This is a genomic window from Mycobacterium simulans (assembly GCF_900232995.1).
GTDB lineage: Bacteria > Actinomycetota > Actinomycetes > Mycobacteriales > Mycobacteriaceae > Mycobacterium > Mycobacterium simulans.
Window position 1 is genome coordinate 751,976 of the sequence record NZ_OCVX01000007.1, and the last position, 22,126, is coordinate 774,101.

Here is a 22,126-nt window from a genome sequence, read left to right on the forward strand (position 1 = left end):
CCGCCATACGATTTTTCTCCCTGTCTCGGGGGCTGGGAGTTGTGTAAAAGAGCACTCGAGCTGATGCGCGACGGCCACGACAACGTGGTGGTGGTGTGCTCGATCGAGAACGTCGACCCGATGGGCGTGCACACCGGTGACTCGGTCACCGTCGCACCCGCCATGACGCTCACCGACCGGGAATATCAGCGGATGCGGGATCTGGGCATCGCGATCCTGCGCGAGGTCGGCGTGGACACCGGCGGCTGCAACATCCAATTCGCGATCAACCCACGCGACGGCCGGCTCATCGTCATCGAGATGAACCCGCGGGTATCCCGCTCCAGTGCGCTGGCGTCCAAGGCCACCGGTTTCCCGATCGCCAAGATCGCGGCCAAGCTGGCCGTCGGGTACACACTGGACGAGATCCTCAATGACATCACCAAGGAAACGCCGGCCTGCTTCGAACCCACGTTGGACTACGTCGTGGTGAAGGCGCCGCGGTTCGCGTTCGAAAAATTCCCCGGTGCCGATCCCACACTGACCACCACGATGAAATCGGTCGGCGAAGCAATGTCGTTGGGCCGCAACTTTGTCGAAGCATTGGGTAAGGTGATGCGGTCGCTGGAGACCGGCCGCGCCGGCTTCTGGACGGCCCCGGACCCGGAGGGCCCGGAAGATGGCGTCGCCGCCATCCTGACGCGGCTGCGGACCCCGACCGAAGGCCGGTTGTATGACATCGAACTGGCGCTGCGGCTCGGCGCGTCTGTGGAACAGGTGGCCGAGGCGAGTGGCGTCGACCCGTGGTTCGTCGCGCAGATCAACGAACTCGGCACGCTGCGTACCGAACTCGTCGATGCGCCGGTGCTTGATGCCGACCTGCTGCGGCACGCCAAGCACAGCGGATTGTCCGACCGCCAGATTGCGGCGCTGCGGCCGGAATTGGCCGGGGAAGGCGGTGTGCGGTCGCTGCGCGAGCGATTGGGCATCCACCCGGTGTACAAAACCGTGGACACCTGCGCGGCCGAGTTCGAGGCCAAGACGCCCTACCACTACAGCAGCTACGAGCTCGATCCGGCCGCCGAGACCGAAGTAGCGCCGCAGACCGAGAAGCCAAAGGTGCTGATCCTGGGGTCCGGCCCCAATCGGATCGGTCAGGGAATCGAATTCGACTACAGCTGTGTGCATGCCGCAACAACGTTGTCGCAGGCGGGTTTTGAGACCGTCATGATCAACTGCAACCCGGAGACCGTGTCCACCGACTACGACACCGCGGACCGGCTGTACTTCGAACCGCTGACATTCGAAGACGTCCTCGAGGTGTTCCATGCCGAAGCGCAGTCGGGTCACGGTGGCCCCGGCGTGGTCGGCGTCATTGTGCAACTCGGCGGCCAGACGCCGCTCGGGCTGGCGCAGCGCCTCGCCGACGCGGGTGTTCCGATCGTCGGAACCCCACCCGAGGCCATCGACCTGGCCGAGGACCGGGGCGCATTCGGCGACGTGCTGACCGCCGCGGGATTGCCGGCTCCTAAGTACGGCACCGCAACAACTTTCGCGCAAGCACGCCGCATCGCAGACGAGATCGGCTATCCGGTGCTGGTGCGGCCGTCATATGTGCTGGGCGGTCGCGGCATGGAGATCGTTTACGACGAGGAGACGCTGAGGGCCTACATCACGCGTGCCACCCAGCTGTCGCCGGAACATCCGGTGCTCGTCGACCGCTTCCTCGAAGATGCGGTCGAGATCGATGTCGACGCACTTTGCGACGGCACCGAGGTATACATCGGCGGGATCATGGAGCACATCGAGGAGGCCGGTATCCACTCCGGTGACTCGGCCTGCGCTTTGCCGCCGGTCACGCTGGGGCGCAGCGACATTGAGAAGGTACGCAAGGCTACCGAGGCCATCGCACACGGTATCGGTGTGGTGGGCCTGCTCAATGTGCAGTATGCGCTGAAAGACGATGTGCTCTACGTGCTGGAGGCCAATCCACGCGCCAGCCGCACGGTGCCGTTCGTTTCCAAGGCAACCGCAATTCCGCTCGCTAAAGCGTGTGCACGGATAATGTTGGGCGCCAGCATATCTGCGCTTCGCGACGAGGGAATGCTGGTGGCGTCCGGAGACGGTGCCAGCGCGGCCCCGGACGCCCCGATCGCGGTCAAGGAGGCGGTGTTGCCGTTCCACCGGTTTCGGAGCGCCGATGGGGCGGCGATCGACTCGCTGCTGGGTCCGGAGATGAAATCGACGGGCGAGGTGATGGGGATCGACCGCGATTTCGGCAGCGCGTTCGCTAAGAGCCAGACCGCGGCCTACGGCTCGCTGCCGGCGCAGGGCACGGTGTTCGTCTCAGTTGCCAACCGGGACAAGCGATCATTGGTTTTTCCGGTCAAACGGCTGGCAGACCTGGGTTTTCGTGTTCTCGCGACCGAGGGGACCGCGGAGATGCTGCGCCGCAATGGAATTCCGTGCGACGAGGTTCGCAAGCATTTTGAGTCACCGCAGGCAGGCCGTCCCGTGGTGTCGTCTGTGGATGCAATCCGAGCCGGTGAGATCGACATGGTAATCAATACCCCATACGGCAACTCCGGTCCGCGGATCGACGGCTACGAGATCCGGTCGGCTGCGGTAGCGGTCAACATCCCCTGCGTCACCACGGTGCAGGGTGCCTCTGCCGCGGTTCAGGGCATCGAAGCGGGGATCCGCGGCGACATTGGGGTGCGGTCGCTGCAAGAGCTGCACCGCGCGATCGGTCCCCGGAGTGCACAGCGGTGACCAGCTTCGGCGTGCGGCTGGCCGAGGCGAAGTCGCGCCGCGGGCCGCTGTGCCTGGGCATCGATCCGCACCCCGAGTTGTTGCGGGCTTGGAACCTGCCGACCACCGCCGACGGTTTGGCCACCTTCTGCGACGTATGCGTTGCGGCGTTCGCCGGTTTCGCTGTCGTCAAACCGCAGGTGGCGTTTTTCGAGGCCTATGGCACCGCCGGCTTCGCGGTGCTGGAACGCACCATCGCCGCGCTGCAAGGCAACGGGGTGCTGGTGCTGGCCGACGCAAAGCGTGGGGACATCGGATCAACCATGGCCGCCTACGCGGCGGCCTGGGCGGGTGACTCTCCGCTGGCAGCCGACGCCGTGACGGCGTCGCCCTATCTGGGCTTCGGCTCGTTGCGGCCGCTGCTGGAGGTCGCCGCGGCACACGACCGAGGGGTGTTCGTGCTGGCGGCGACGTCCAACCCGGAGGGCGCGACCGTGCAACGTGCCGACGCCGACGGCCGCACGGTGGCCCAGCTCATCGTCGACCACGTCGCGGCTGCCAACGCGGCGACGCAACCCGAGCCCGGATGCTTCGGCTCTGTAGGCGTCGTGGTCGGGGCAACGGTGATCGATCCGCCCGATCTCAGTGCCCTGGCTGGACCGGTGTTGGTGCCCGGTGTGGGTGCCCAAGGTGGTCGGCCCGACGCGCTGGCCGGTCTGGGCGGCGCGGCGCCGGGCCAGCTGCTGCCCGCCGTCTCACGGGAAGTCTTACGGGCCGGTCCCATGTTGTCGGAGCTGCGCGCGGCGGGCGAGCGCATGCTTGACGCCGTTGCCTACCTGTCGGCGGTGTAGGGGCCGAACTGCGTGTGACGGGTGCGACACGCGCGAACTGCGACGAAAATGCGTGATCCGCGGCACTGCGGCCAGTCGATGTCTGCTGCTGGGCACCCCAACTGACCGGCATCGTCGAAGGTGAGCCGGCTCGACACCACAAAACCGCTGCTAGAGGCGGTTATTTGGGTCCGTAACCGGCGCATCGGGGGCATGCCACGGTAAGCCATCCTGCCCCTGTCAATGTCGCTTGACGGACCGCTGGCCGGCGGCACACGCCGCGCCCACGCTGGACAAATGTCCCCGAAACGGGGGGGTCGGGTTAGATTTCGTTCTAAAGCGTGGGTACGGTCGTCTGCGCTGGCTGGAGTACCGGCCGAGACAAACAAATATCGATTGTTATCGATGAGAGACGGAGGAATCGTGGCCCTTCCCCAGTTGACCGACGAGCAGCGCGCGGCCGCGTTGGAGAAGGCTGCTGCCGCACGTCGAGCGAGAGCAGAGCTCAAGGATCGGCTCAAGCGCGGCGGCACCAACCTCACCCAGGTGCTCAAGGACGCCGAGAGCGACGAAGTTTTGGGCAAGATGAAAGTGTCTGCGCTGCTTGAGGCGTTGCCGAAGGTGGGCAAGGTCAAGGCGCAGGAAATCATGACCGAGCTGGAAATCGCGCCGACGCGCCGTTTGCGCGGCCTCGGCGACCGTCAGCGCAAGGCCCTGCTGGAAAAATTCGGCTCCGCCTAACCCCGGCCGGCGATCAAGCACCAGTGAGCGGGGGACCCGGCACAGGACGTGTGGTCGTCCTGTCCGGTCCCTCCGCGGTCGGCAAGTCGACAGTGGTCCGGTGTCTGCGTGAGCGGATCCCGAAGCTGCATTTCAGCGTTTCGGCGACGACGCGGGTGCCGCGGGCCGGGGAGGTCGACGGCGTCGACTACCACTTCGTAAGTCCTGGTCGTTTCCAAGAATTGATCGACCGGGGCGAGCTGCTGGAGTGGGCGGAAATCCATGGCGGGCTGCACCGATCGGGCACCCTGGCCGAGCCGGTGCGGGCCGCCACCGCGTCCGGAGTTCCGGTGCTCATCGAAGTCGACCTGGCCGGCGCCAGGGCGATCAAGAACGCCATGCCGGAGGCCATCACCGTGTTCCTGGCGCCGCCCAGTTGGGAGGACCTGGAGGCCAGGCTGGTCGGTCGCGGCACTGAGACACCAGACGTCATCCGTCGCCGTCTGGACACCGCACGCATCGAAATGGCAGCCCAAGGCGACTTCGACGAGGTCGTGGTGAACAGTCGATTAGAGTCTGCGTGCGCCGAATTGGTATCCTTGCTGGTGAGCAACCTATCGAGTTCTTAACCTTTGAGCCGCCCCTTCTAAGCAGCTCTGCGCAGCCGGGAGAAATTCTGAAGTGACTATTCCGCAGTCAGACGCGTCGTTAGCCGCCCTGGATCAGTTCGATCCCTCCGCAGGTGGGCTGGGCGCCTACGACACACCACTGGGCATCACCAACCCGCCGATCGACGAGCTGCTGGACCGCGTCTCGAGCAAGTACGCCCTGGTCATCTACGCGGCGAAGCGGGCCCGGCAGATCAACGACTACTACAACCAGCTCGGCGAGGGCATCCTCGAATACGTCGGCCCGCTGGTCGAGCCTGGGCTGCAAGAAAAGCCGCTGTCCATCGCGATGCGCGAGATCCACGCCGACCTGCTCGAACACACCGAGGGCGAGTAACGGGCAGGGCCGGGCGCGCTGTGGACAGCAAGCGGATCCCCAAACGGGTCATAGTCGGCGTCTCCGGGGGTATCGCGGCCTACAAGGCCTGCACCGTTGTCCGTCAGCTCACTGAGGCCGGCCATCACGTCCGGGTAATCCCCACCGAGTCCGCGCTGCGCTTCGTCGGAGCCGCGACCTTCGAGGCGCTTTCGGGTGAGCCGGTGCGCACCGGTGTCTTCGACGACGTGCCGGAGGTCCCGCACGTCCACCTCGGCCAGCTGGCTGACCTGGTGGTGGTGGCACCTGCCACGGCCGACCTGCTTGCCCGGGCCGTGGCTGGCCGGGCGGACGATCTGTTGACCGCTACCCTGCTGACGGCCCGATGTCCGGTGATGTTCGCGCCAGCGATGCACACCGAGATGTGGTTGCACCCGGCTACCGTCGACAACGTCGCCGTTTTGCGCCGCCGCGGCGCGGTAGTCCTCGAGCCCGCATCCGGGCGGCTCACCGGCGCCGACAGCGGGGCTGGTCGGCTGCCTGAGGCCGAGGAGATCACCACGCTCGCGCACCTGCTGCTGGAGCGCCACGACGCCCTGCCCTACGACCTTGCGGGCCGCAAGATGCTGGTGACCGCCGGCGGCACGCGCGAGGCGATCGATCCGGTGCGCTTCATCGGCAACCGCAGCTCCGGTAAGCAGGGCTACGCGGTCGCGCGGGTGGCCGCACAGCGTGGCGCCGAGGTCACGCTGATCGCCGGGCATACCGCGGGGCTCATCGACCCGGCGGGTGTCAATGTGGTGCATGTCAGCTCGGCGCAGCAACTCGCCGACGCGGTGTCCAAGCACGCTCCCGAGGTGGACGTGCTGGTGATGGCCGCAGCCGTTGCCGACTTCAGGCCGGCACAGGTTGCCACCGCAAAGATCAAGAAGGGTGCCGAGGGGCCGCCGACCATCGAGCTTGTGCGCAACGACGATGTGCTGGCCGGCGCCGTGCAGGCCCGTGCACACGGCCAGCTGCCCAACATGCGGGCCATCGTCGGTTTCGCGGCTGAGACCGGCGATGCCAACGGTGACGTGCTGTTTCATGCCCGCGAGAAACTGCAACGCAAGGGCTGCGATCTACTGGTCGTCAACGCCGTGGGCGACGGCAGGGCCTTCGAAGTAGACAGCAACGACGGCTGGCTGCTGGCATCCGATGGAACCGAGTCGGCGCTGCAGCATGGGTCGAAGACCCTGATGGCGAGCCGTATCGTTGACGCTATCGTGGCGTTCCTGGATGGCGGGAGCGGGTAGCGACTCAGCGGGCCTAGGTCTGTAAGGCTCCTGGACAGGTGCTGGACGATCCCTTGCCCGAATGGACGGGCGGGGATTATTGCCAGAGGATATAATTCGGCTTACTAATTATTGGAAGGATAGGGATAGTGAGCGTAAAGGGTCGGCTGTTTACCAGTGAGTCGGTGACAGAGGGACATCCCGACAAGATCTGCGACGCGATCAGCGACTCGGTCCTCGACGCGCTTCTCGCGGAGGATCCGCGCTCACGTGTCGCGGTCGAGACGCTGGTCACTACCGGGCAGGTCCACGTCGTGGGTGAGGTGACGACGAACGCGAAGGCGGCATTCGCCGATATCACCAACACCGTCCGCCGGCGAATTCTCGAGATCGGCTATGACTCGTCGGAAAAGGGCTTCGATGGGGCGTCGTGCGGGGTGAACATCGGCATCGGCGCGCAATCACCCGACATCGCCCAAGGCGTGGACACCGCGCACGAGGCGCGAGTCGAGGGCGCGGCTGATCCGCTGGACTCTCAGGGCGCAGGTGACCAGGGCCTGATGTTCGGCTACGCGATCAACGACACCCCGGAACTGATGCCGCTCCCGATCGCGCTGGCCCACCGGCTGTCGCGGCGGCTGACCGAGGTCCGCAAGAACGGCGTGCTGCCGTACCTGCGGCCCGACGGCAAGACACAGGTGACCATCGCCTATGAGGACAACGTCCCGGTTCGGTTGGACACCGTGGTCGTCTCCACCCAGCACGCCGACGGTATTGACCTAGAGAAGACGCTGGACCCCGACATCCGTGAGCACGTGCTCAAGACGGTGCTCGCGGACCTTGCGCACGACACCCTGGACTCGTCGTCGACGCGGGTGCTGGTGAACCCGACTGGCAAGTTTGTCCTCGGCGGGCCGATGGGCGACGCCGGGCTAACCGGCCGCAAGATCATCGTCGACACTTATGGCGGTTGGGCCCGCCACGGCGGCGGCGCATTCTCCGGCAAGGATCCGTCCAAGGTGGACCGCTCAGCGGCGTACGCGATGCGCTGGGTGGCCAAAAACGTCGTCGCAGCCGGGCTCGCGGAACGGGTCGAGGTCCAGGTGGCCTACGCCATCGGCAAAGCCGCCCCGGTCGGCCTGTTCGTCGAGACATTCGGCACCGAGACTGAAGACCCGGTCAAGATCGAGAAGGCCATCGGTGAGGTGTTCGATCTGCGGCCCGGCGCGATCATCCGTGACCTCAGCCTGTTGCAGCCCATCTACGCGCAGACGGCCGCCTATGGGCATTTCGGTCGCACCGACGTCGAACTGCCCTGGGAGAAGCTGGACAAGGTCGACGACCTCAAGCGCGCCATTTAGTTGGCCCTAAATGGCGGGTGGCAGTGGGTGGTCGGCGTCCACGGCGGGTAGACCGTCGATGCTGTGGCGGTTGCGCTCGACCAGGCGAACGTAGGCTTCGTCGTCCGCCTTGGTGAGATACGCGTCGAGCACCGGCCGTTCGTCGACCAGCTCGTAATACGGCACCGCGTAACCGCAGGCGTCGGCGATCCGCACGACGTCGACCACGATGGCGGCCCGGACACCGGGGTGCAGGGTTGCGAAATGCGTTCTAATGCGGCTGAATTCGGCGCTGTCCGGGCGCACCGCTCGGCCAGTTCCGCTCAGCCTCAAGATCCGCGAGTTGCGGGTGAACGAGCAGAACATGATGGTGATCCGACCGTTGTCCCGCAGGTGTGCGATGGTTTCCGCGCCGCTGCCGAACAGGTCGAGGTAGGCGACCGTATGCTCGTCCAGCACAACGAAGGTGTCGCGATATCCCTTGGGGGAGAGGTTGACTCGGCCCCCTTGCGAAGGTGCGGTCGCAACGAAGAACATGGCCTGCGCCTGAATGAACTCCCGCAGCGACTCGTCGATACGCGAAAACTCCTTCGCCATCCTGTGAGCGTAGCCGTCAGTGGAAGAAACCGGACTCCTGGTTCTGCGCGTTGAAGAGTCCCGAAACCTGGTTGCCCAGGTTCCCGATGCCTGAGTTAAAGGTTTCCGTGACGCCCGCTGTGATCGTGGCCGCGTTGAAGAGGCCTGAGATGAACTGTCCGGAGCTGTTGACGAAGCCTGACATGTAGGCCGGGCCGATGTATGTGGGGCCCGTGTTTCTGAAGCCCGAGCTATAGGCACCCGCGTTCAGGAATCCGGATCCATAGTTGCCGTGGTTTTCGAAGCCGGAGGAGTTGATGGTGCCAACGAAAGTTTCGCCATTAAGGGTCTGAATAATGTTGTCGCCGGAATCGATGCCGGAGTTATTGAAGCCTTGATTTGCGAAGCCAGATTGGTTGACGCCCCCATGGCCAAAGCCTGAGCCGGAGTTAGAAAAGCCGGAATTTACGACGGCTTGGTTGAAGGGGCTGGCCGGGCCGGTGTTCAGATTGCCCCCGTTGAGGAAGCCGGTATTCACGCCTCCCGAGTTTGCGTAGCCGCTGTTGATGTCGCCCGAGTTGAAACCGCCCGAGTTGATATTGCCGCCATTGAAGCTGCCGAAGTTTATGGAGCCCGAGTTGAACAGGCCCGTGTTGGTGTCGCCGGAGTTGAACAGGCCGGTGTTGGTGTCGCCGGAGTTGAACAGGCCCGTGTTGGTGGCACCCGAGTTGAAGAAGCCCGTGTTCGTCATGCCCGAGTCGAAGGCGCCGGTGTTATAGCTGCCGGACATTCCAAGACCCGTGTTGAGGTAGCCCGAGCTCCCGATACCCGTGTTGTAGACGCCCGAGGTGGCGAATTCGAGGCTCAGCGGTCCAACGCCGTGGCCCGAGTTCGCGATGCCCCAGTTTTCGTTACCGGAGTTGAAGAAACCGATGTTGTTGTCGCCGGAGTTGAACAGACCGATGTTTCCGTTACCGCTATTGAGAGCGTTGAAATTTATGCCGACCTGATTGTCGCCGACCAACCCGAAGCCGATGTTGTTGTTGCCCTTGTTCCCAAAGCCGATGTTATTGCTACCCAGGTTTCCATACCCGACATTCGCGTTGCCAAGGTTACCGCCGCCGAAGTTGTCGAAGCCCGTATTTCCACTGCCGAAGTTTGCGTTGCCGGTATTGCCGAGGCCAAAGTTTGCATCACCGGTGTTTCCGCTGCCCAGATTCATGCTGCCGGTGTTGCCGGAGCCAAAGTTCTGGCTGCCATTGTTTCCGCCGCCGAGGTTTGTGCCGCCGATGTTGCCCAGGCCAAAGTTGGTGTCGCCCGTGTTTCCGCTGCCCAGGTTTGTGCTGCCAATGTTGCCGCTGCCCAGGTTGAAGCTGCCAATGTTGCCGCTACCCAGGTTGAAGTTTCCCGGGAGTTGGGCGCCCGATAGTCCGTGCCCTGAGCTTCCATTTCCGCTGCCCAGGTTGAGATTGCCGAAATTGCCGGTGCCCAGGTTGTAGCTGCCGATGTTTCCGCTGCCCAGGTTCAGGTCGCCGATATTGCCGAGGCCCAGATTGAGTGCGCCGACATTGCCGAGGGTCAGGTTGATGGTGCCGTCGAGGAAGGGCACGTAGATGTAGATACCTTGTGACGCGGCAGCGCCCCACGGGGTCAACGACGCGACCGCATCGGACGCTTCTGCGTAATAGGCAGACATCGCGACCACATCCTGGGCCCACATCTCGTCGTAGGTGGCCTCGACGGCCGCGATCGCCGGAGCGTTTTGACCAAACAGGTTCGAGACCACCAACGACACCAACTGCGAGCGATTGGCCGCCACCGCCAGCGGATGTACCGTTGCCGCGCGTGCGGAGTCAAACACAGCCGCTACGGCTTTGGCTTGGCTCGACGCCTGCTCGGCTTGAGCCGCCGTCGCTCGTAGCCAGGTGGCATACGATTTCGCCACGCCAGTCATCGCCTGCGCCGCCGGGCCCTGCCACGCCTGGTCCGTCAAACCCGAGATCATCGAACCGAAAGAACTTGCAGCCGAGTCTAATTCACCGGCCAGCGTGTCCCAGGCGGCCGCCGTCGCCAGCATTGGAGCGGTCCCCGGGCCTGCCCAAATCAGTCCAGAGTTGACCTCAGGAGCCAACATTGTGAAATTCATGCCCCGATAGCCTTCCGATGGCGCGTTGAGTGACAAGCACAGAATCGTACGAAGAATCGAAGCCGGCGAAGGCGTTTCGCGAAACCCTGGTCAAAGTGCACAGTCGCTTCCAGGTAACGGCCCAGATCGATGGGCTCGCCACGGTGTGTTATGCATGGCAATCGGTTCCAGCGTTGATCGCCGAGTACAGACATTTCGACCAAGGGAAGCGATGGCGGAGCATCCTATGCCGATTGTGTGGACTTGCGACGAGCACGCCCGACGCCGTTTGCAGGTGACGGTGCTGACCGTTGCGGACGGGGGGAGGTTCCGCGTGACGCGGGTCGGTCCGGGCGGCGCATGCGGCGCGGGTTGTGGGGTGCCGGTGGTACTCGTTCCCGGGATGTTCGACAACCGCCGACTGTATCTGTGGCCGGGCGGGGGTGGATTGGCAGAGACTCTGGCCGGCGCCGGGTTCGACGCATGGATGGGTGGGAGGAGCTGGTCTCGGTCGATCTGCCGGCCGTCCAGAGGCTTGTCGCCGAAGAGTCCGGCCAAACGGCGTTTTGGGTCGGTCATTCGTTCGGCGGTGTGGCACTTGCCCGCGCAGCCGCTGAGACGATGCAGCAATCGCAGATCGCCGGACTGGTGTTGGTCAACTCAGCCGTCGATATCCCGTTGCTGGCCAATCCATTCGTCGCCGCGACAGTGCGGGCGCGCAGGTGGGATGGCCTGTTCCCAGCGCGGCGGTTCCGGCTGGGGCCGGAAGACGAGCCGGTCGCCGCCCTCGAAGACGCGATCTCGTGGGGCGCCGCCGAGCGTGCCTGCGGCCAGCTTTCGGCGACGCTGAATGCGGTCGACTTGCCGCTGCTGGCGTTCACCGGTCCGCGCGACGTCATCGCGCCGGCCACCCGCTGCGACCGGCTGGCACGGCCGTTCGCCAGCATCGACGGGCGGGTGCAATTGGCCGCACGGCGCTACGGATTTGCCCGCAATCATTCGCACGAATCACCGCTGCTGCATCCCGTCGCCACCACGGACGTGTTCCCGTTCCTGGTTGACTGGCTTACCGCCCGGACCGATGAAACGGCATCGGCGGACACCGTCGCCGGTTCGGCGGGCCGACCAATTTGTCCAAGGCTGCATTACACCGTCGAACTCGACGCACCAGCCGAGAAACTCTTTGAAGTCCTCAGCCACCAATGGTCGACGTTGTGGCCGGTCCGCCAGCGGCGAGTGCGTGACGGCGTGGACCCCGCCGACCCCGACGGCCTGCGCTCGGTCCGAGCGCAGCGAGTGCTGGGGATCTGGCCAATCCAAGAAGAAATCGTTACCTATCGGCCACCTCGGCTGATCGAATACCGCACCGTGCGCGGCCCAGTCCGCAATCATCTCGGACGTGTCGAACTCACCGACATGCCAGGTGGCGGAACACGTCTGGACTATCGCATCACCTTCGACACCCCAGCGTGGCTGCCCGGCCGCCTGCTGTGCGCCGTACTCGACACGACTTGGCGGCGCTATAGCCTTCCCAGGCTGCGTTGCCACATAGCTACCAGTGGCTAGGCCGTGAATCGGTAATCGTCGAGATCGAAACGTCTACTGCGCCAATAGGCTTCGACAGTCGTGGTGGGACGAAGCGGAACGTCGCCGTTCTTGTCGAAGTAGTAGCTGTTGGACAGCCGGCAACTGTCCTGCCAGAAGACCTGACGGTATCGCCGGCGCATCACCTCCGCGAAATAGCGGGAGTTGGCTTCCTCGGTGACCTCCACGCGGGTTGCGGCGTCGCGCCGGGCCCGCTTCAAGCAACGGACGATGTGGTGGGTCTGCGTTTCGATGAGCGCGAAGTACGACGACCCCACATACCCGTACGGTCCGAAGACCGCGAAGAAGTTGGGATAACCGGGAATGCTGACGCCTTCGTAGGCCTGCGTTCGATGCTCGTCCCAGAACCGGCTCAAGGACCGGCCGCCGGTTCCGATCACGGGGTAGGTAAGAACGTCGTCGGTGTCGAGCACCTTGAAGCCCGTCGCCAGCACCAGCACGTCCACCTCGTGGCTTGTGCCGTCGGTGGTAGCCACCGCGGTAGGTGTGACCTTGCTGATCGGCTCGGTGACGAGTCGCACATTGTCGCGATTGAACGTGGCCAGATAGGTGTTGTGGAAGCCTGGCCGCTTGCAGCCGACGGCATAGCGCGGGGTGAGTTGGTCACGCACCGCCGGATCGCTGACCTGTTGGCGCAGATAGCGCCGGCCTGCCGACGCCATCCACCGCGCCAGCGGAAACACCTTGAAGTATTGCGCCGCGATAGGGAAGGTCAGTTCGACGAAGGCTTGGCTGAGCCAGCGATGGACGGCTTTGCCGCCCGGAATTCGCATCGCCCAGCGCACCGGTGCGGGCAGTGGGACGTCCAGCTTGGGGAAGCACCAGATCGGGGTGCGCTGAAACACGGTGAGGTGACCGACAATTGGCGCGATCTCGGGGATGACTTGCACCGCCGAGGCGCCGGTGCCGATGATCGCAACGCGCTTACCGGTCAGGTCTTGAGTGTGATCCCAGCGCGCGGTGTGCATGGTCACGCCGTCGAAGGAGTCGACACCGTCGATGTCGGGCAACTTGGGAACCGTCAGAACGCCGCTGGCGTTGATCACGAACCTTGCGGTGATTTCGCCGCCGGGGTCTGCTTGCAGCCGCCATAGCTGGTTTGGTTCGTCGAACTCGGCGGCAAGGACCTTGGTGTTGAACCGGATTCGGGACCTGATGCCGTACTTGTCGACGCAGTGTTCGGCGTACGCCTTGAGCTCGTGACCCGGGGCGTAGGTTCGCGACCAGCCGGTGCTCTGCTCAAACGAGAACTGATAGGAAAACGACGGAATGTCCACTGCGATACCGGGATAGGTGTTCCAATACCACGTGCCGCCGACTCCGTCGCCCGCTTCGACTATCAAGTAATCGTGAAAACCCGCCTGGTCGAGTTTGATTGCCGCCCCGATCCCGGAGAATCCGGCGCCGACGATCAGGATCTGGTAATCGGGCCGGGCTGTCATCGGCGCTTCCTTCCTACGAGGTGCAGTCCGCGCTTGGGACGCAGGGTAAGCGTCGCCTCGAGTTCGACGGGGTGATCGGGCGCTAGGTCAAAGATGAAGTGCTGACTCATGATTGCCGCCATCAGCACCATTTCCATCAGGGCAAAGCTTTGCCCGATGCAGCTGCGTCTACCACCGCCGAACGGCAGATATGCCGAGCGCGGACGGCTCTTGGGGCCTGCGCCGAGGAATCGGTGCGGATCGAATCTATCCGGTTCGGGCCACCAGCGCGGGTCGTGGTGGATGTGGTGGATGGGGATGACGACGGTGGTGCCGCCACGAATGTGGTGTCCATCGATGTCGTCCTCGTCGATGGCCTCGCGCGCGATAATCCACACCGAGGAAAAGTAGCGCTGCGACTCCTGCACACAGGCGGTCGTCCACGGGAGCTTCCCCAGGTCGTCAGCGGTCGGACGGCGCCTTCCCAACACGTCGTCCACCTCGGCCACCATCCGGTCGCGGACATCGCGGTTGACCGCCATCAGATACCAGAACCACGACATGGCGTTCGCGGTGGTCTCATGACCCGCAAGCATGAACGTCAGCGCCTCGTCACGGACTCGCTGACGTGGCCACGAGCCGCCGTCGGCGCGCAGCAACACATTGAGTAGGTCATTGGCGTCAGTCGGGTGCGCGAGGCGCTGATCGATCACCGAGTGGACCGCGCGGTCGAGCGTCAGCGTGATTTCTTGCATTTCCCGCAATGGTGGCGGCAGGTGCACACCCGAATAGGTGCACCAGACCAGCGCGTCGTAGACCGGTTGCGGCATCAGACCCCACAGTCCGAGTCGCTCCAGCTTTTCCGCACGCCGCAGTCCTCGGGTCGCCAGATCGTTCATGCTCTGCACCAGTGGTCCGAAGTCCTGGCTGAACAGGGCATTGGCGACAACACGCAAGGTTGCCTCGACCATCGTCTCGTGCATGTCGAACTGCACGCCCCCGGTGGGTGGGCCGGCCGGCAAAGCGGCAGTGACGTCGGTGATCGGGTCGATCATCAGGTCGACCAGCCCGTTGAGGTGCCGCCGGGCGAATGTCGGGTTCAGCACGCCGCGGTGGCACGCCCACGAATCGCCCTCGTCGGTGAGCAGGTTCAGACCGGCCGCGGCCCGGATCGGCCCGTATTCGTCGGACTTGACGTATTTCAACCGCGCCTCATGCAGCACATGGTCGACGTAGTCGGGATGGCCGATCGAGACGAAACGCCTCCCGCCACAACGAAATCGGGCGATATCCGTGCCGCGCAGCCGGCCCAGGAAGCCATCGCCAGTGTCGAATCCGATGGTGAGCGCTTCCTTAGTCATAGTCCAGGTGCTCAGCCGTCTGGCCGGTCCCCGCAGGGGCCGCTCGGCGGTCAGAGTGGCCATGCCTTCACTGTATGGATGACGAGGATGGCTCGTAATGAGACTATGGGACACAGACTTGGGAGTTTGGGACAGCTCATGGAGCGCATGCTGCCGCAGGCCGGCGTACGGCATCCGGTGTATGCCACCCGAGTGCTGTGCGAGGTGGCCAATGAGCGCGGGGTGCCGACCGGCGATGTGCTGATGGGCACTTCGATCACGCCGGCCGACCTCGACGACGCCGACGCCATGGTCAGTGCGTCCGACGAGATCTTGGCCGTGCGCAGGCTGCTGAACCGGCTGCCGAACGACCCCGGTATCGGGATCGACGTGGGCAGCCGATTCACGCTGACTCATTTCGGGTTGTTCGGGTTTGCCGTGATGTCGTGTGCAACCCTTCGTGAGTTGCTGACCATCGCGATGCGCTACTTCGCGCTGACCACCATGCAGGTCGGCATCACGTTGCTCGAGACCGCCGACGACTGCCTGGTCGAGCTGGACGCCAGCCACCTGCCTGCGGACGTACGGGGCTTCTTCATCGAACGTGATATCGCCGGAATCATAGCCACCACAACAAGTTTCACGCTTCCGGTAGCCGAGAAGTACGCGGATCAGGTATCGGCGGAACTGGCGATCGACGAGAAACTGCTTCGGCCACTGCTCGACCTCGTGCCGGTCCGCGACGTCGCATTCGGCCGCGCGCACAACCGGCTGCACTTTCCACGCGCGATGTTCGATGAGCCGTTGCCGCAAGCGGATCGCCACACGTTGGAGATGTGCATCGCGCAGTGTGACGTGTTGATGCAGCGCAATGAGCAACGCCAGGGCATTACCGCGCTGGTACGCACCAAGCTATTCCGGGATTCGCGGCTTTTCCCGACGCTTCCCGATGTTGCCGCCGAGCTCGACATGCATCCGCGGACGCTGCGGCGTCGACTTGCCGAGGAAGGCACGTCTTTTCGGGCCTTGCTGAACGAAGCGCGCTCGGCGGTGGCCGTCGACTTGCTGCGCAATGTGGGGCTGACGGTGGAGGAAGTGTCCAGGCGGCTGGGCTATACGGAAGTCTCGACGTTCTCGCACGCGTTCAAACGCTGGTACGGTGTTGCGCCCAGTGCGTATTCGCACCGAGGCTACGGCTCGTCATCTCTGCCGTGACCGCCGGATTGTCCGAATAGCACCCCGCCGACGCCGCCGCTCGCGCCTGCCCTGTCGACCCCGTCGCGGACGAGATGCGCAAGGCCGTGGGATTCCGAAACATCCTTGTGTGCAGCCAGACGTGCCTGGATCATTGGGTGACTGCGCGCCGGACGGCGGAGGAGGCATTCACGCGGCTGGGCTTCGCTTAGCTAGACGCGCCTTGCTCGCCGCCCTTGCCGAACAGTGTCCCGCCGGGCCCTCCTCGCCGAACAGTCCGACCGAACCACCGATGCCACCCGCGCCGCCACCGCCGCCGCCGCCGATCGCGTTCCCTCCGGCGCCGCCGGCCCCGCCGTGGCCGACCAGCTGGACGGCGCCGCCCGCGCCGCCCGCGCCGCTCAAACCGCCGCCACCGAACCCGGTTCCGCCGACTCCGCCTGGGCCCCCGGCCCCACCGTTGCCAAAGAACGCGGTGCCGCCGGCACCGCCCATGCCGGCGGCACCGCCGCGTCCACCCGAAATTGTCGCGCCTTGTCCGCCTTGTCCGCCTTGACCGCCTGCTCCGCCGTCTCCAAACAGGCCGGCGGCCCCACCAATACCGCCGACCCCGCCGACGCCGCCAGTGCCGGTGGTGGAAGCCGCGCCAATTCCACCGGTGCCGCCGGCCCCGCCATTGCCGTACAACCAGCCGCCGGTGCCGCCGGCTCCGCCGGCTGCTCCCGTTCCACCGATGCCGCCGGCACCCCCATTACCGATTAAGCCGGCGGCGCCGCCGGGACCGCCGGTCTGACCGGGGGCGCCGGATCCGCCAGTGCCGCCATTGCCGTACAGGAGACCGCCGGCACCGCCGGGAGCCCCCGTCCCGTCGGGCGCATTGGCGCCGTCACCGATCAGCGGGCGGCCCAGCAGCGCCTGGGTGGGCGCGTTGATCGCATCGAGCAGACTTTGCTGGACATTGGCGGCCTCGGCCGCCGCGTAGACACCGGCGCCTGAGTTGAGTACCTGCACAAACTGGGTGTGAAACGTCGCCGCCTGGGCGCTGAGCGCCTGATACGCCTGAGCGTGGCTGCCGAATAGCGCCGCAAGGCCAGCTGAAACCTCGTCGGCACCGGCGGCCAGCACCGCGGTGGTGGGAAGGGCCGCGGCCGCGTTGGCCGCGCTGATACTCGAACCGATACTAGCCAGATCCGAAGCCGCTGCCGCCACGATTTCGGGTGCCGCAATCACGAATGACATTCCGCCACCTTTCGACAGGCTGAACCACAGATCGTATTCCTATCCGCGGCGGCGCGTTGGCGTTTGCTCTAAGAGCTCAGCGCCTTCTTCAGCGCCACCAACCCGCGGTTGGTGGCCTCTGCCGCGGCGGGCACCACCAGCGCGAAGTTGACGTATCCGTGGACCATGTTCGGCTCGTTGCTCAGCTCTGCCGGAACCCCGGCGGCGTTGAGCAGCTCGGCATAGCGGGCTCCATCATCGCGCAGCGGGTCGTGTTCGGCGGTGCCGATGAAGGCCGGAGGCAGGCCGGACAAGTCAGTGGCGTTCGCCGGGCACAAGGTGGCGGGGAGCGCGGTGTGGTCGTCAGTGATGTCGACTCCCGGCACGTACCAGCTCAGGAACGCGTCGATGACATCGCGGTCCAGGATCGGCGCGTTAGCGTTTTCGGTGAAGGACGGCAGCGATAGGTCACCCGTAACCGACGGGTACCACAGCAATTGGAAGGCCAGCGCGGGTCCGCCAACGTCGACGTTGTCACGGGCCAGCTGCGCCATGATCGCGGCGATATTGCCGCCTGCGGAGTCACCGGCGACGGCGATCCGGTTGGGATTGCCACCCAGCTCGGCGGCGTGCTCGCCGACCCAGCGCAACGCCGCCCAGCTGTCGTCGATCCCGGCCGGGAAGGGATTCTCGGGAGCAAGCCGGTAATCGACGGACACCACGATCGCGTCCGCGCCGACGGCGTGCGCCCGGGCGACGGGGTCGTGCGTATCCAGGCTGCCGAGGCACCAGCCACCACCGTGGTAGTAGACGACGATGGGCAGGTTGTCGTGCGCCGGGACTGGCGGCCAGTAGATCCGCACCGGAATGTCAGTCAATTCGCCGGATCCGACGGTCCGGTCCTCGATCCTCAGCTCCGGAAGCAGTTCCGGAGGTGCCTTCATCGCGGCGAGGCGCTCGCGGGCGACCTCGACACCGTCGGCCGCGGTGAAGGTCAGCGGAAACGTATCGAGCAGCATCTTCAGGATGGGATCGATGGCGGCTCGGGTCGTCGTCTGCTCCGTCATGGGCATACCTTACGCAACGTTCTCGGATCTAACCGTGCAGCGCAACGCGCAATGCGCCTAGTCCGCGCTCTAACGCGGCCGTGGCAGCCGGCACCACGCCGGCGTAACCGACGTAGCCGTGCACCATCGTCTGGGCATTGTGTACCTCGACGGGGACGCCGGCGGCGGCCAACAGCTCGCCGTACCGGATGCCGTCGTCGCGCAGCGGGTCATGACCCGCCACGCCGATGTAAGCGGGTGGCAGGTCGGCCAGATTCTCCGCTCGGCCCGGAGCCATTGCTACCGGCGGGTTGGACAAATCGATTTCGCCTGCGTACCAACGGGAGAACGCGGCGATGGCCGTGGTGTCAAGGATCAGCGCAGTGGCATTTTCGGTAAACGACGGCAGCGATTGGTCCCACATCGTGGAGGGATACCACAACAGCTGGAAGGCGATCGGCGGTGCTTTCTCATCGCGTGCCCGCTGCGCGATCGCCGCGGCAATGGTGCCGCCGGCCGAATCCCCGGCGACGGCGATCCGCGTGCTGTCGGCTCCGATTTCGGGACCGTGTTCGGCCACCCATACCGTTGCGGCCCAAGCGTCTTCGATGGCAGCGGGGTACGGGTGTTCGGGTGCCAGCCGGTAGTCGACCGACACGACCACCGCGTCCGCGCCCACCGCATGTTGACGGCAGGAGCCGTCGTGGGTGTCGAGATCGCCCATGACAAACCCGCCGCCGTGGAAGTAGAGGACCACGGGCGTGACGGCCGTGCGGTCGGAACTGCTTGGCGGCCAATATATCCGGATGTCGATGGCGCCCGCCGGCCCGTTGATTGCCCGGTCCTCGACCCGCAGCTCGGGGTGCACCGCTCGGCGCGGCAGGTCCCGTAACCGCTGGCGCACCGCGTCGATTCCATCGTCGGTTGATAGCCGAAACGGAACCGCATCCAGTACCTTCAGCAGGATGGGGTCGACATCGGGTTTCTCGGCGGCGGCGTTGTCCAAACTGGGCATGCAGGTACCGTACGCACCTCGTTTAGTCGCCGGCTTCTGGGTGGCCGCCGGCTGGGCAGCGCTCGCCTACGGCGTCTTCCTGACCGTAATCGCCCTGCGGACGCACCCCGGAACGGACCTGACCGGGCACTGGTTCTTGCAACCGCCATTCAAAGCATCGATGGCCGTGCTACTGACTGTCGCCGCCGTTGCCCACCCCATCGTCCGCGAGCGTCGCTGGCTGATGCCTGCGCTACTGTTCTCGGCCGCCGGCGACTGGCTGTTGGCGATCCCATGGTGGACCCAGTCGTTCGTCTTCGGGCTGGGCTCATTCCTGTTGGCGCACTTATGTTTTCTGGGCGCGATGCTGCCGCACGTGGCTCCGTCACGCCCGCGCATCGCCGCCGCCGCCGTGATGCTCTTGGGGTCTGCTGCGATGTTGACGTGGTTGTGGCCGCACCTGGGCCGGGAAAAGCTGACGATTCCGGTGACGGTCTATATCACCGCGATCTGTGCAATGGTGTGCACCGCGCTCTTGGCACGGCTACCGACAATCTGGACCGCGGTGGGCGCGGTGTCTTTCGCGGCGTCGGATTCGATGATCGCGATCAGTCGATTCATTCTGGGCAACGAGGTGTTAGCAGTACCGATCTGGTGGTCTTACGCCGCGGCGGAGATCCTGATTACGGCCGGATTCTTCTTCGGTCGCGAGGGTCCCGAGCCTGCCGAAATTGCTTAGCCGCAAGCCCATTGAGGTCGAACCGATAGCGCGGGTGCTGCCGATGCTGTCGGTGCCACACCTGGATCGCGAGTTCGACTACCTGGTGTCCGCCGAGCAGTCCGACGACGCCCAGCCGGGGGTGCGGGTTCGGGTGCGGTTCCATGGTCGGCTGGTCGACGGGTTTGTGCTGGAGCGCCGCAACGACACCGACCATGACGGCAAACTGGGCTGGCTCGACCGCGTCGTGTCGCCCGAACCCGTACTCACCCCCGAAATCCGACGGCTGGTCGACGCGGTTGCGGCACGCTACGCCGGGACCCGGCCGGACGTGTTGCGCTTGGCTGTGCCCGCCCGCCACGCCAGGGTGGAAAAGGAAACGGCGCCGCCGCCGGGCGCACCCGTTGTGGCCCCGGTTGATCCGTCAGGCTGGCAGGTTTACGGCCGCGGTGGACAATTCCTGGCCGCCCTGGCCGAGTCGCGCGCGGCGCGGGCCGTCTGGCAGGCGCTGCCGGGCGAACCGTGGGCCGACCGATTCGCCGACGCCGCAGCGCAGACCGTCCGGGCGGGGCGCACAGCCCTGGCGATCGTGCCCGACCAGCGGGATCTGGACGTGCTTGGGGAGGCGGTGGTGACCCGCATCGACGAGCAGCGCGTGGTGGCCTTGGCGGCGGGGCTGGGACCTGCCGCACGGTATCGACGCTGGTTGGCGGCGCTGCGGGGCCGCGCGCGGCTGGTGATCGGTACCCGCAGCGCGGTGTTCGCTCCGCTGAGCGACCTGGGCCTGGTCATGGTCTGGGCGGACGGCGACGACACGTTCGCCGAGCCGCGAGCACCCTATCCGCACGCCCGCGAGGTGGCGATGCTGCGGGCGCATCAAGCGCGATGTGCCGCGTTGATCGGTGGCTACTCCCGGACCGCCGAGGCGCACGCGCTGGTACGCAGCGGGTGGGCGCACGACATCGTCGCGGCGCGGCAGGTGGTGCGGGCCCGCGCTCCGCGTGTGGTTGCCCTCGACGACAGTGGGTACGCCGACGAGCGCGACCCGGCCGCCCGCACCGCGCGGCTACCATCCATCGCGCTGCAGGCTGCCCGTTCGGCGCTGCAGGCTGGCGCGCCGGTGCTGGTGCAGGTGCCGCGACGCGGGTATGTGCCTTCGCTGGCCTGCGGTCGCTGTCGGGCGATCGCCCGGTGTCGGCATTGCACGGGCCCGCTGGCGTTACAGGACGCCGGGCGGAGCACGGTGTGCCGCTGGTGCGGCCGGATGGACCCGACGCCTCGGTGTGCGCGCTGCGGCTCGGAGGCGGTTCGTGCCGTGGTCGTCGGGGCGCGACGCACTGCCGAAGAGCTTGGCCGTGCCTTCCCTGGTACCGCGGTGCTCACCTCAGCGGGCGACAGCGTGGTGCCGGAGGTCACCGTCCGACCGGCACTGGTGGTCGCCACCCCGGGCGCCGAACCCCGGGTGTCCGGCGGCTACGGGGCCGCGCTGCTGCTCGATACGTGGGCGCTGCTGGGTCGGCAAGATCTACGCGCAGCCGAGGATGCCCTGTCACGTTGGATGGCCGCGGCAGCGCTGGTGCGTTCCCGCGCCGACGGCGGCGTGGTGATGGTGGTTGCCGAATCATCCATTCCGACGGTGCAATCGCTCATCCGGTGGGATCCGGTGGGTCATTCCGAGGCCGAATTGTCGGCCCGGACGGACGTGGGCCTGCCGCCGAGTGTGCACATGGCCGTACTGGACGGCACGGCCGAGGCGGTGACGGCGCTGCTTGATCGGGCCCGGTTGCCCGCTGAGGCGGAGCTGCTCGGCCCGGTAGAACTGCCGACAGGTGTCCGCCGCCCGGCGGGCGCCACCGCCGGCGTGCCGGTTACCAGGATGTTGGTGCGGGTCCGTCGCGAGCAGGGCCTGGAGTTGGCAGCGAGCCTGCGGCGCGGCGTCGGCGTGCTCAGTGCGCGCCAGACGCGCGATCCGGTCCGGGTGCAGATCGACCCGCTGCAGATTGGATAAGCG

Annotated in this window: 16 protein-coding genes and 2 pseudogenes; 11 read left to right on the forward strand and 7 right to left on the reverse strand. The window is 65.8% G+C overall.

Going from position 1 to position 22,126, the window contains the following annotated elements:
- Nucleotides 1–51: 51 nt before the first annotated feature.
- The 7 genes and pseudogenes from carB to metK all read left to right on the forward strand — a co-directional run.
- Nucleotides 52–2,751: pseudogene (gene carB / locus MSIMFI_RS25545) on the forward strand (carbamoyl-phosphate synthase large subunit); the annotation flags it as partial.
- On the forward strand, nt 2,748–3,581 hold the full coding sequence (gene pyrF, locus MSIMFI_RS25550) for an orotidine-5'-phosphate decarboxylase (protein WP_191499687.1): 834 nt from the start codon (nt 2,748–2,750) through the stop codon (nt 3,579–3,581). The pseudogene carB and the gene pyrF, both read left to right, overlap by 4 nt.
- A gap of 402 nt (nt 3,582–3,983) precedes the next feature.
- Nucleotides 3,984–4,301: an integration host factor, actinobacterial type gene (gene mihF, locus MSIMFI_RS25555; RefSeq protein ID WP_003407240.1), complete on the forward strand. Its 318-nt coding sequence runs from the start codon at nt 3,984–3,986 to the stop codon at nt 4,299–4,301.
- On the forward strand, nt 4,286–4,909 hold the full coding sequence (gene gmk / locus MSIMFI_RS25560; protein ID WP_191499847.1) for a guanylate kinase: 624 nt from the start codon (nt 4,286–4,288) through the stop codon (nt 4,907–4,909). Before mihF ends, gmk begins: the two co-directional genes overlap by 16 nt.
- Before the next feature lie 52 nt (nt 4,910–4,961).
- Nucleotides 4,962–5,285 (forward strand): DNA-directed RNA polymerase subunit omega, encoded by a 324-nt coding sequence (gene rpoZ, locus MSIMFI_RS25565; protein ID WP_085252079.1) that lies wholly within the window; start codon nt 4,962–4,964, stop codon nt 5,283–5,285.
- Nucleotides 5,286–5,305: 20 nt separating this feature from the next.
- Nucleotides 5,306–6,559, forward strand: coding sequence for a bifunctional phosphopantothenoylcysteine decarboxylase/phosphopantothenate--cysteine ligase CoaBC (gene coaBC, locus MSIMFI_RS25570; RefSeq protein WP_191499688.1), 1,254 nt, complete (start codon nt 5,306–5,308; stop codon nt 6,557–6,559).
- Between the two features lie 128 nt (nt 6,560–6,687).
- Nucleotides 6,688–7,899, forward strand: a complete 1,212-nt coding sequence (gene metK, locus MSIMFI_RS25575; RefSeq protein WP_186242775.1) for a methionine adenosyltransferase — start codon at nt 6,688–6,690, stop codon at nt 7,897–7,899.
- Between the two features lie 6 nt (nt 7,900–7,905).
- Here metK and MSIMFI_RS25580 read toward each other — a convergent pair whose 3' ends face one another.
- Together MSIMFI_RS25580 and MSIMFI_RS25585 are read right to left on the reverse strand one after the other, a co-directional pair.
- Nucleotides 7,906–8,475, reverse strand: coding sequence for a pyridoxamine 5'-phosphate oxidase family protein (locus MSIMFI_RS25580; protein ID WP_191499689.1), 570 nt, complete (start codon nt 8,473–8,475; stop codon nt 7,906–7,908).
- Between the two features lie 16 nt (nt 8,476–8,491).
- Entirely contained in the window at nt 8,492–10,600 is a 2,109-nt protein-coding gene (locus tag MSIMFI_RS25585) for a PPE family protein (protein ID WP_191499690.1), read from the reverse strand.
- Between the two features lie 462 nt (nt 10,601–11,062).
- Between MSIMFI_RS25585 and MSIMFI_RS25590 the strand changes: the two genes are divergently transcribed.
- The gene (locus tag MSIMFI_RS25590) at nt 11,063–12,145 is read left to right on the forward strand and encodes an alpha/beta fold hydrolase (protein WP_263597446.1); all 1,083 of its coding nucleotides are present in this window, start codon (nt 11,063–11,065) and stop codon (nt 12,143–12,145) included.
- Here MSIMFI_RS25590 and MSIMFI_RS25595 read toward each other — a convergent pair.
- Both MSIMFI_RS25595 and MSIMFI_RS25600 read right to left on the reverse strand, forming a co-directional pair.
- Nucleotides 12,142–13,626 (reverse strand): flavin-containing monooxygenase, encoded by a 1,485-nt coding sequence (locus MSIMFI_RS25595; protein WP_191499691.1) that lies wholly within the window; start codon nt 13,624–13,626, stop codon nt 12,142–12,144. The two genes, MSIMFI_RS25590 and MSIMFI_RS25595, sit on opposite strands and share 4 nt — an antisense overlap.
- Complete coding sequence (locus MSIMFI_RS25600; RefSeq protein WP_191499692.1) at nt 13,623–15,029, reverse strand: cytochrome P450; 1,407 nt, start codon at nt 15,027–15,029, stop codon at nt 13,623–13,625. Before MSIMFI_RS25600 ends, MSIMFI_RS25595 begins: the two co-directional genes overlap by 4 nt.
- A 75-nt stretch (nt 15,030–15,104) precedes the next feature.
- On the opposite strand from MSIMFI_RS25600, the gene MSIMFI_RS25605 reads away from it, so the two are divergent.
- On the forward strand, nt 15,105–16,160 hold the full coding sequence (locus MSIMFI_RS25605) for an AraC family transcriptional regulator (RefSeq protein WP_191499848.1): 1,056 nt from the start codon (nt 15,105–15,107) through the stop codon (nt 16,158–16,160).
- Between the two features lie 228 nt (nt 16,161–16,388).
- On the opposite strand, the pseudogene MSIMFI_RS29415 reads toward MSIMFI_RS25605, so the two are convergent.
- The 3 genes and pseudogenes from MSIMFI_RS29415 to MSIMFI_RS25620 all read right to left on the reverse strand — a co-directional run.
- Nucleotides 16,389–17,378 (reverse strand): annotated as a pseudogene (locus tag MSIMFI_RS29415) (PE family protein); the annotation flags it as partial.
- 68 nt (nt 17,379–17,446) lie between these two features.
- Complete coding sequence (locus MSIMFI_RS25615) at nt 17,447–18,424, reverse strand: alpha/beta hydrolase (protein WP_191499694.1); 978 nt, start codon at nt 18,422–18,424, stop codon at nt 17,447–17,449.
- 28 nt (nt 18,425–18,452) lie between these two features.
- The gene (locus MSIMFI_RS25620; RefSeq protein WP_191499695.1) at nt 18,453–19,418 is read right to left on the reverse strand and encodes an alpha/beta hydrolase; all 966 of its coding nucleotides are present in this window, start codon (nt 19,416–19,418) and stop codon (nt 18,453–18,455) included.
- Between MSIMFI_RS25620 and MSIMFI_RS25625 the strand changes: the two genes are divergently transcribed.
- Both MSIMFI_RS25625 and MSIMFI_RS25630 read left to right on the forward strand, forming a co-directional pair.
- Complete coding sequence (locus MSIMFI_RS25625) at nt 19,417–20,136, forward strand: lysoplasmalogenase (RefSeq protein ID WP_186245711.1); 720 nt, start codon at nt 19,417–19,419, stop codon at nt 20,134–20,136. The two genes, MSIMFI_RS25620 and MSIMFI_RS25625, sit on opposite strands and share 2 nt — an antisense overlap.
- A 43-nt stretch (nt 20,137–20,179) precedes the next feature.
- Nucleotides 20,180–22,123, forward strand: coding sequence for a primosomal protein N' (locus tag MSIMFI_RS25630; protein WP_191499849.1), 1,944 nt, complete (start codon nt 20,180–20,182; stop codon nt 22,121–22,123).
- The last annotated feature ends 3 nt before the right edge of the window (nt 22,124–22,126 follow it).

Coding starts and splice junctions, on each gene's coding strand:
- MSIMFI_RS25625 (WP_186245711.1), top strand. CDS start 19,417: ATGCAGGTACCGTACGCACCTCGTTTAGTCGCCGGCTTCTGGGTGGCC.
- MSIMFI_RS25615 (WP_191499694.1), bottom strand. CDS start 18,424: ATGACGGAGCAGACGACGACCCGAGCCGCCATCGATCCCATCCTGAAG.
- MSIMFI_RS25595 (WP_191499691.1), bottom strand. CDS start 13,626: ATGACAGCCCGGCCCGATTACCAGATCCTGATCGTCGGCGCCGGATTC.
- MSIMFI_RS25630 (WP_191499849.1), top strand. CDS start 20,180: ATGCTGTCGGTGCCACACCTGGATCGCGAGTTCGACTACCTGGTGTCC.
- MSIMFI_RS25600 (WP_191499692.1), bottom strand. CDS start 15,029: ATGGCCACTCTGACCGCCGAGCGGCCCCTGCGGGGACCGGCCAGACGG.
- MSIMFI_RS25590 (WP_263597446.1), top strand. CDS start 11,063: ATGGATGGGTGGGAGGAGCTGGTCTCGGTCGATCTGCCGGCCGTCCAG.
- MSIMFI_RS25605 (WP_191499848.1), top strand. CDS start 15,105: ATGGAGCGCATGCTGCCGCAGGCCGGCGTACGGCATCCGGTGTATGCC.
- MSIMFI_RS25620 (WP_191499695.1), bottom strand. CDS start 19,418: ATGCCCAGTTTGGACAACGCCGCCGCCGAGAAACCCGATGTCGACCCC.
- MSIMFI_RS25580 (WP_191499689.1), bottom strand. CDS start 8,475: ATGGCGAAGGAGTTTTCGCGTATCGACGAGTCGCTGCGGGAGTTCATT.
- MSIMFI_RS25585 (WP_191499690.1), bottom strand. CDS start 10,600: ATGAATTTCACAATGTTGGCTCCTGAGGTCAACTCTGGACTGATTTGG.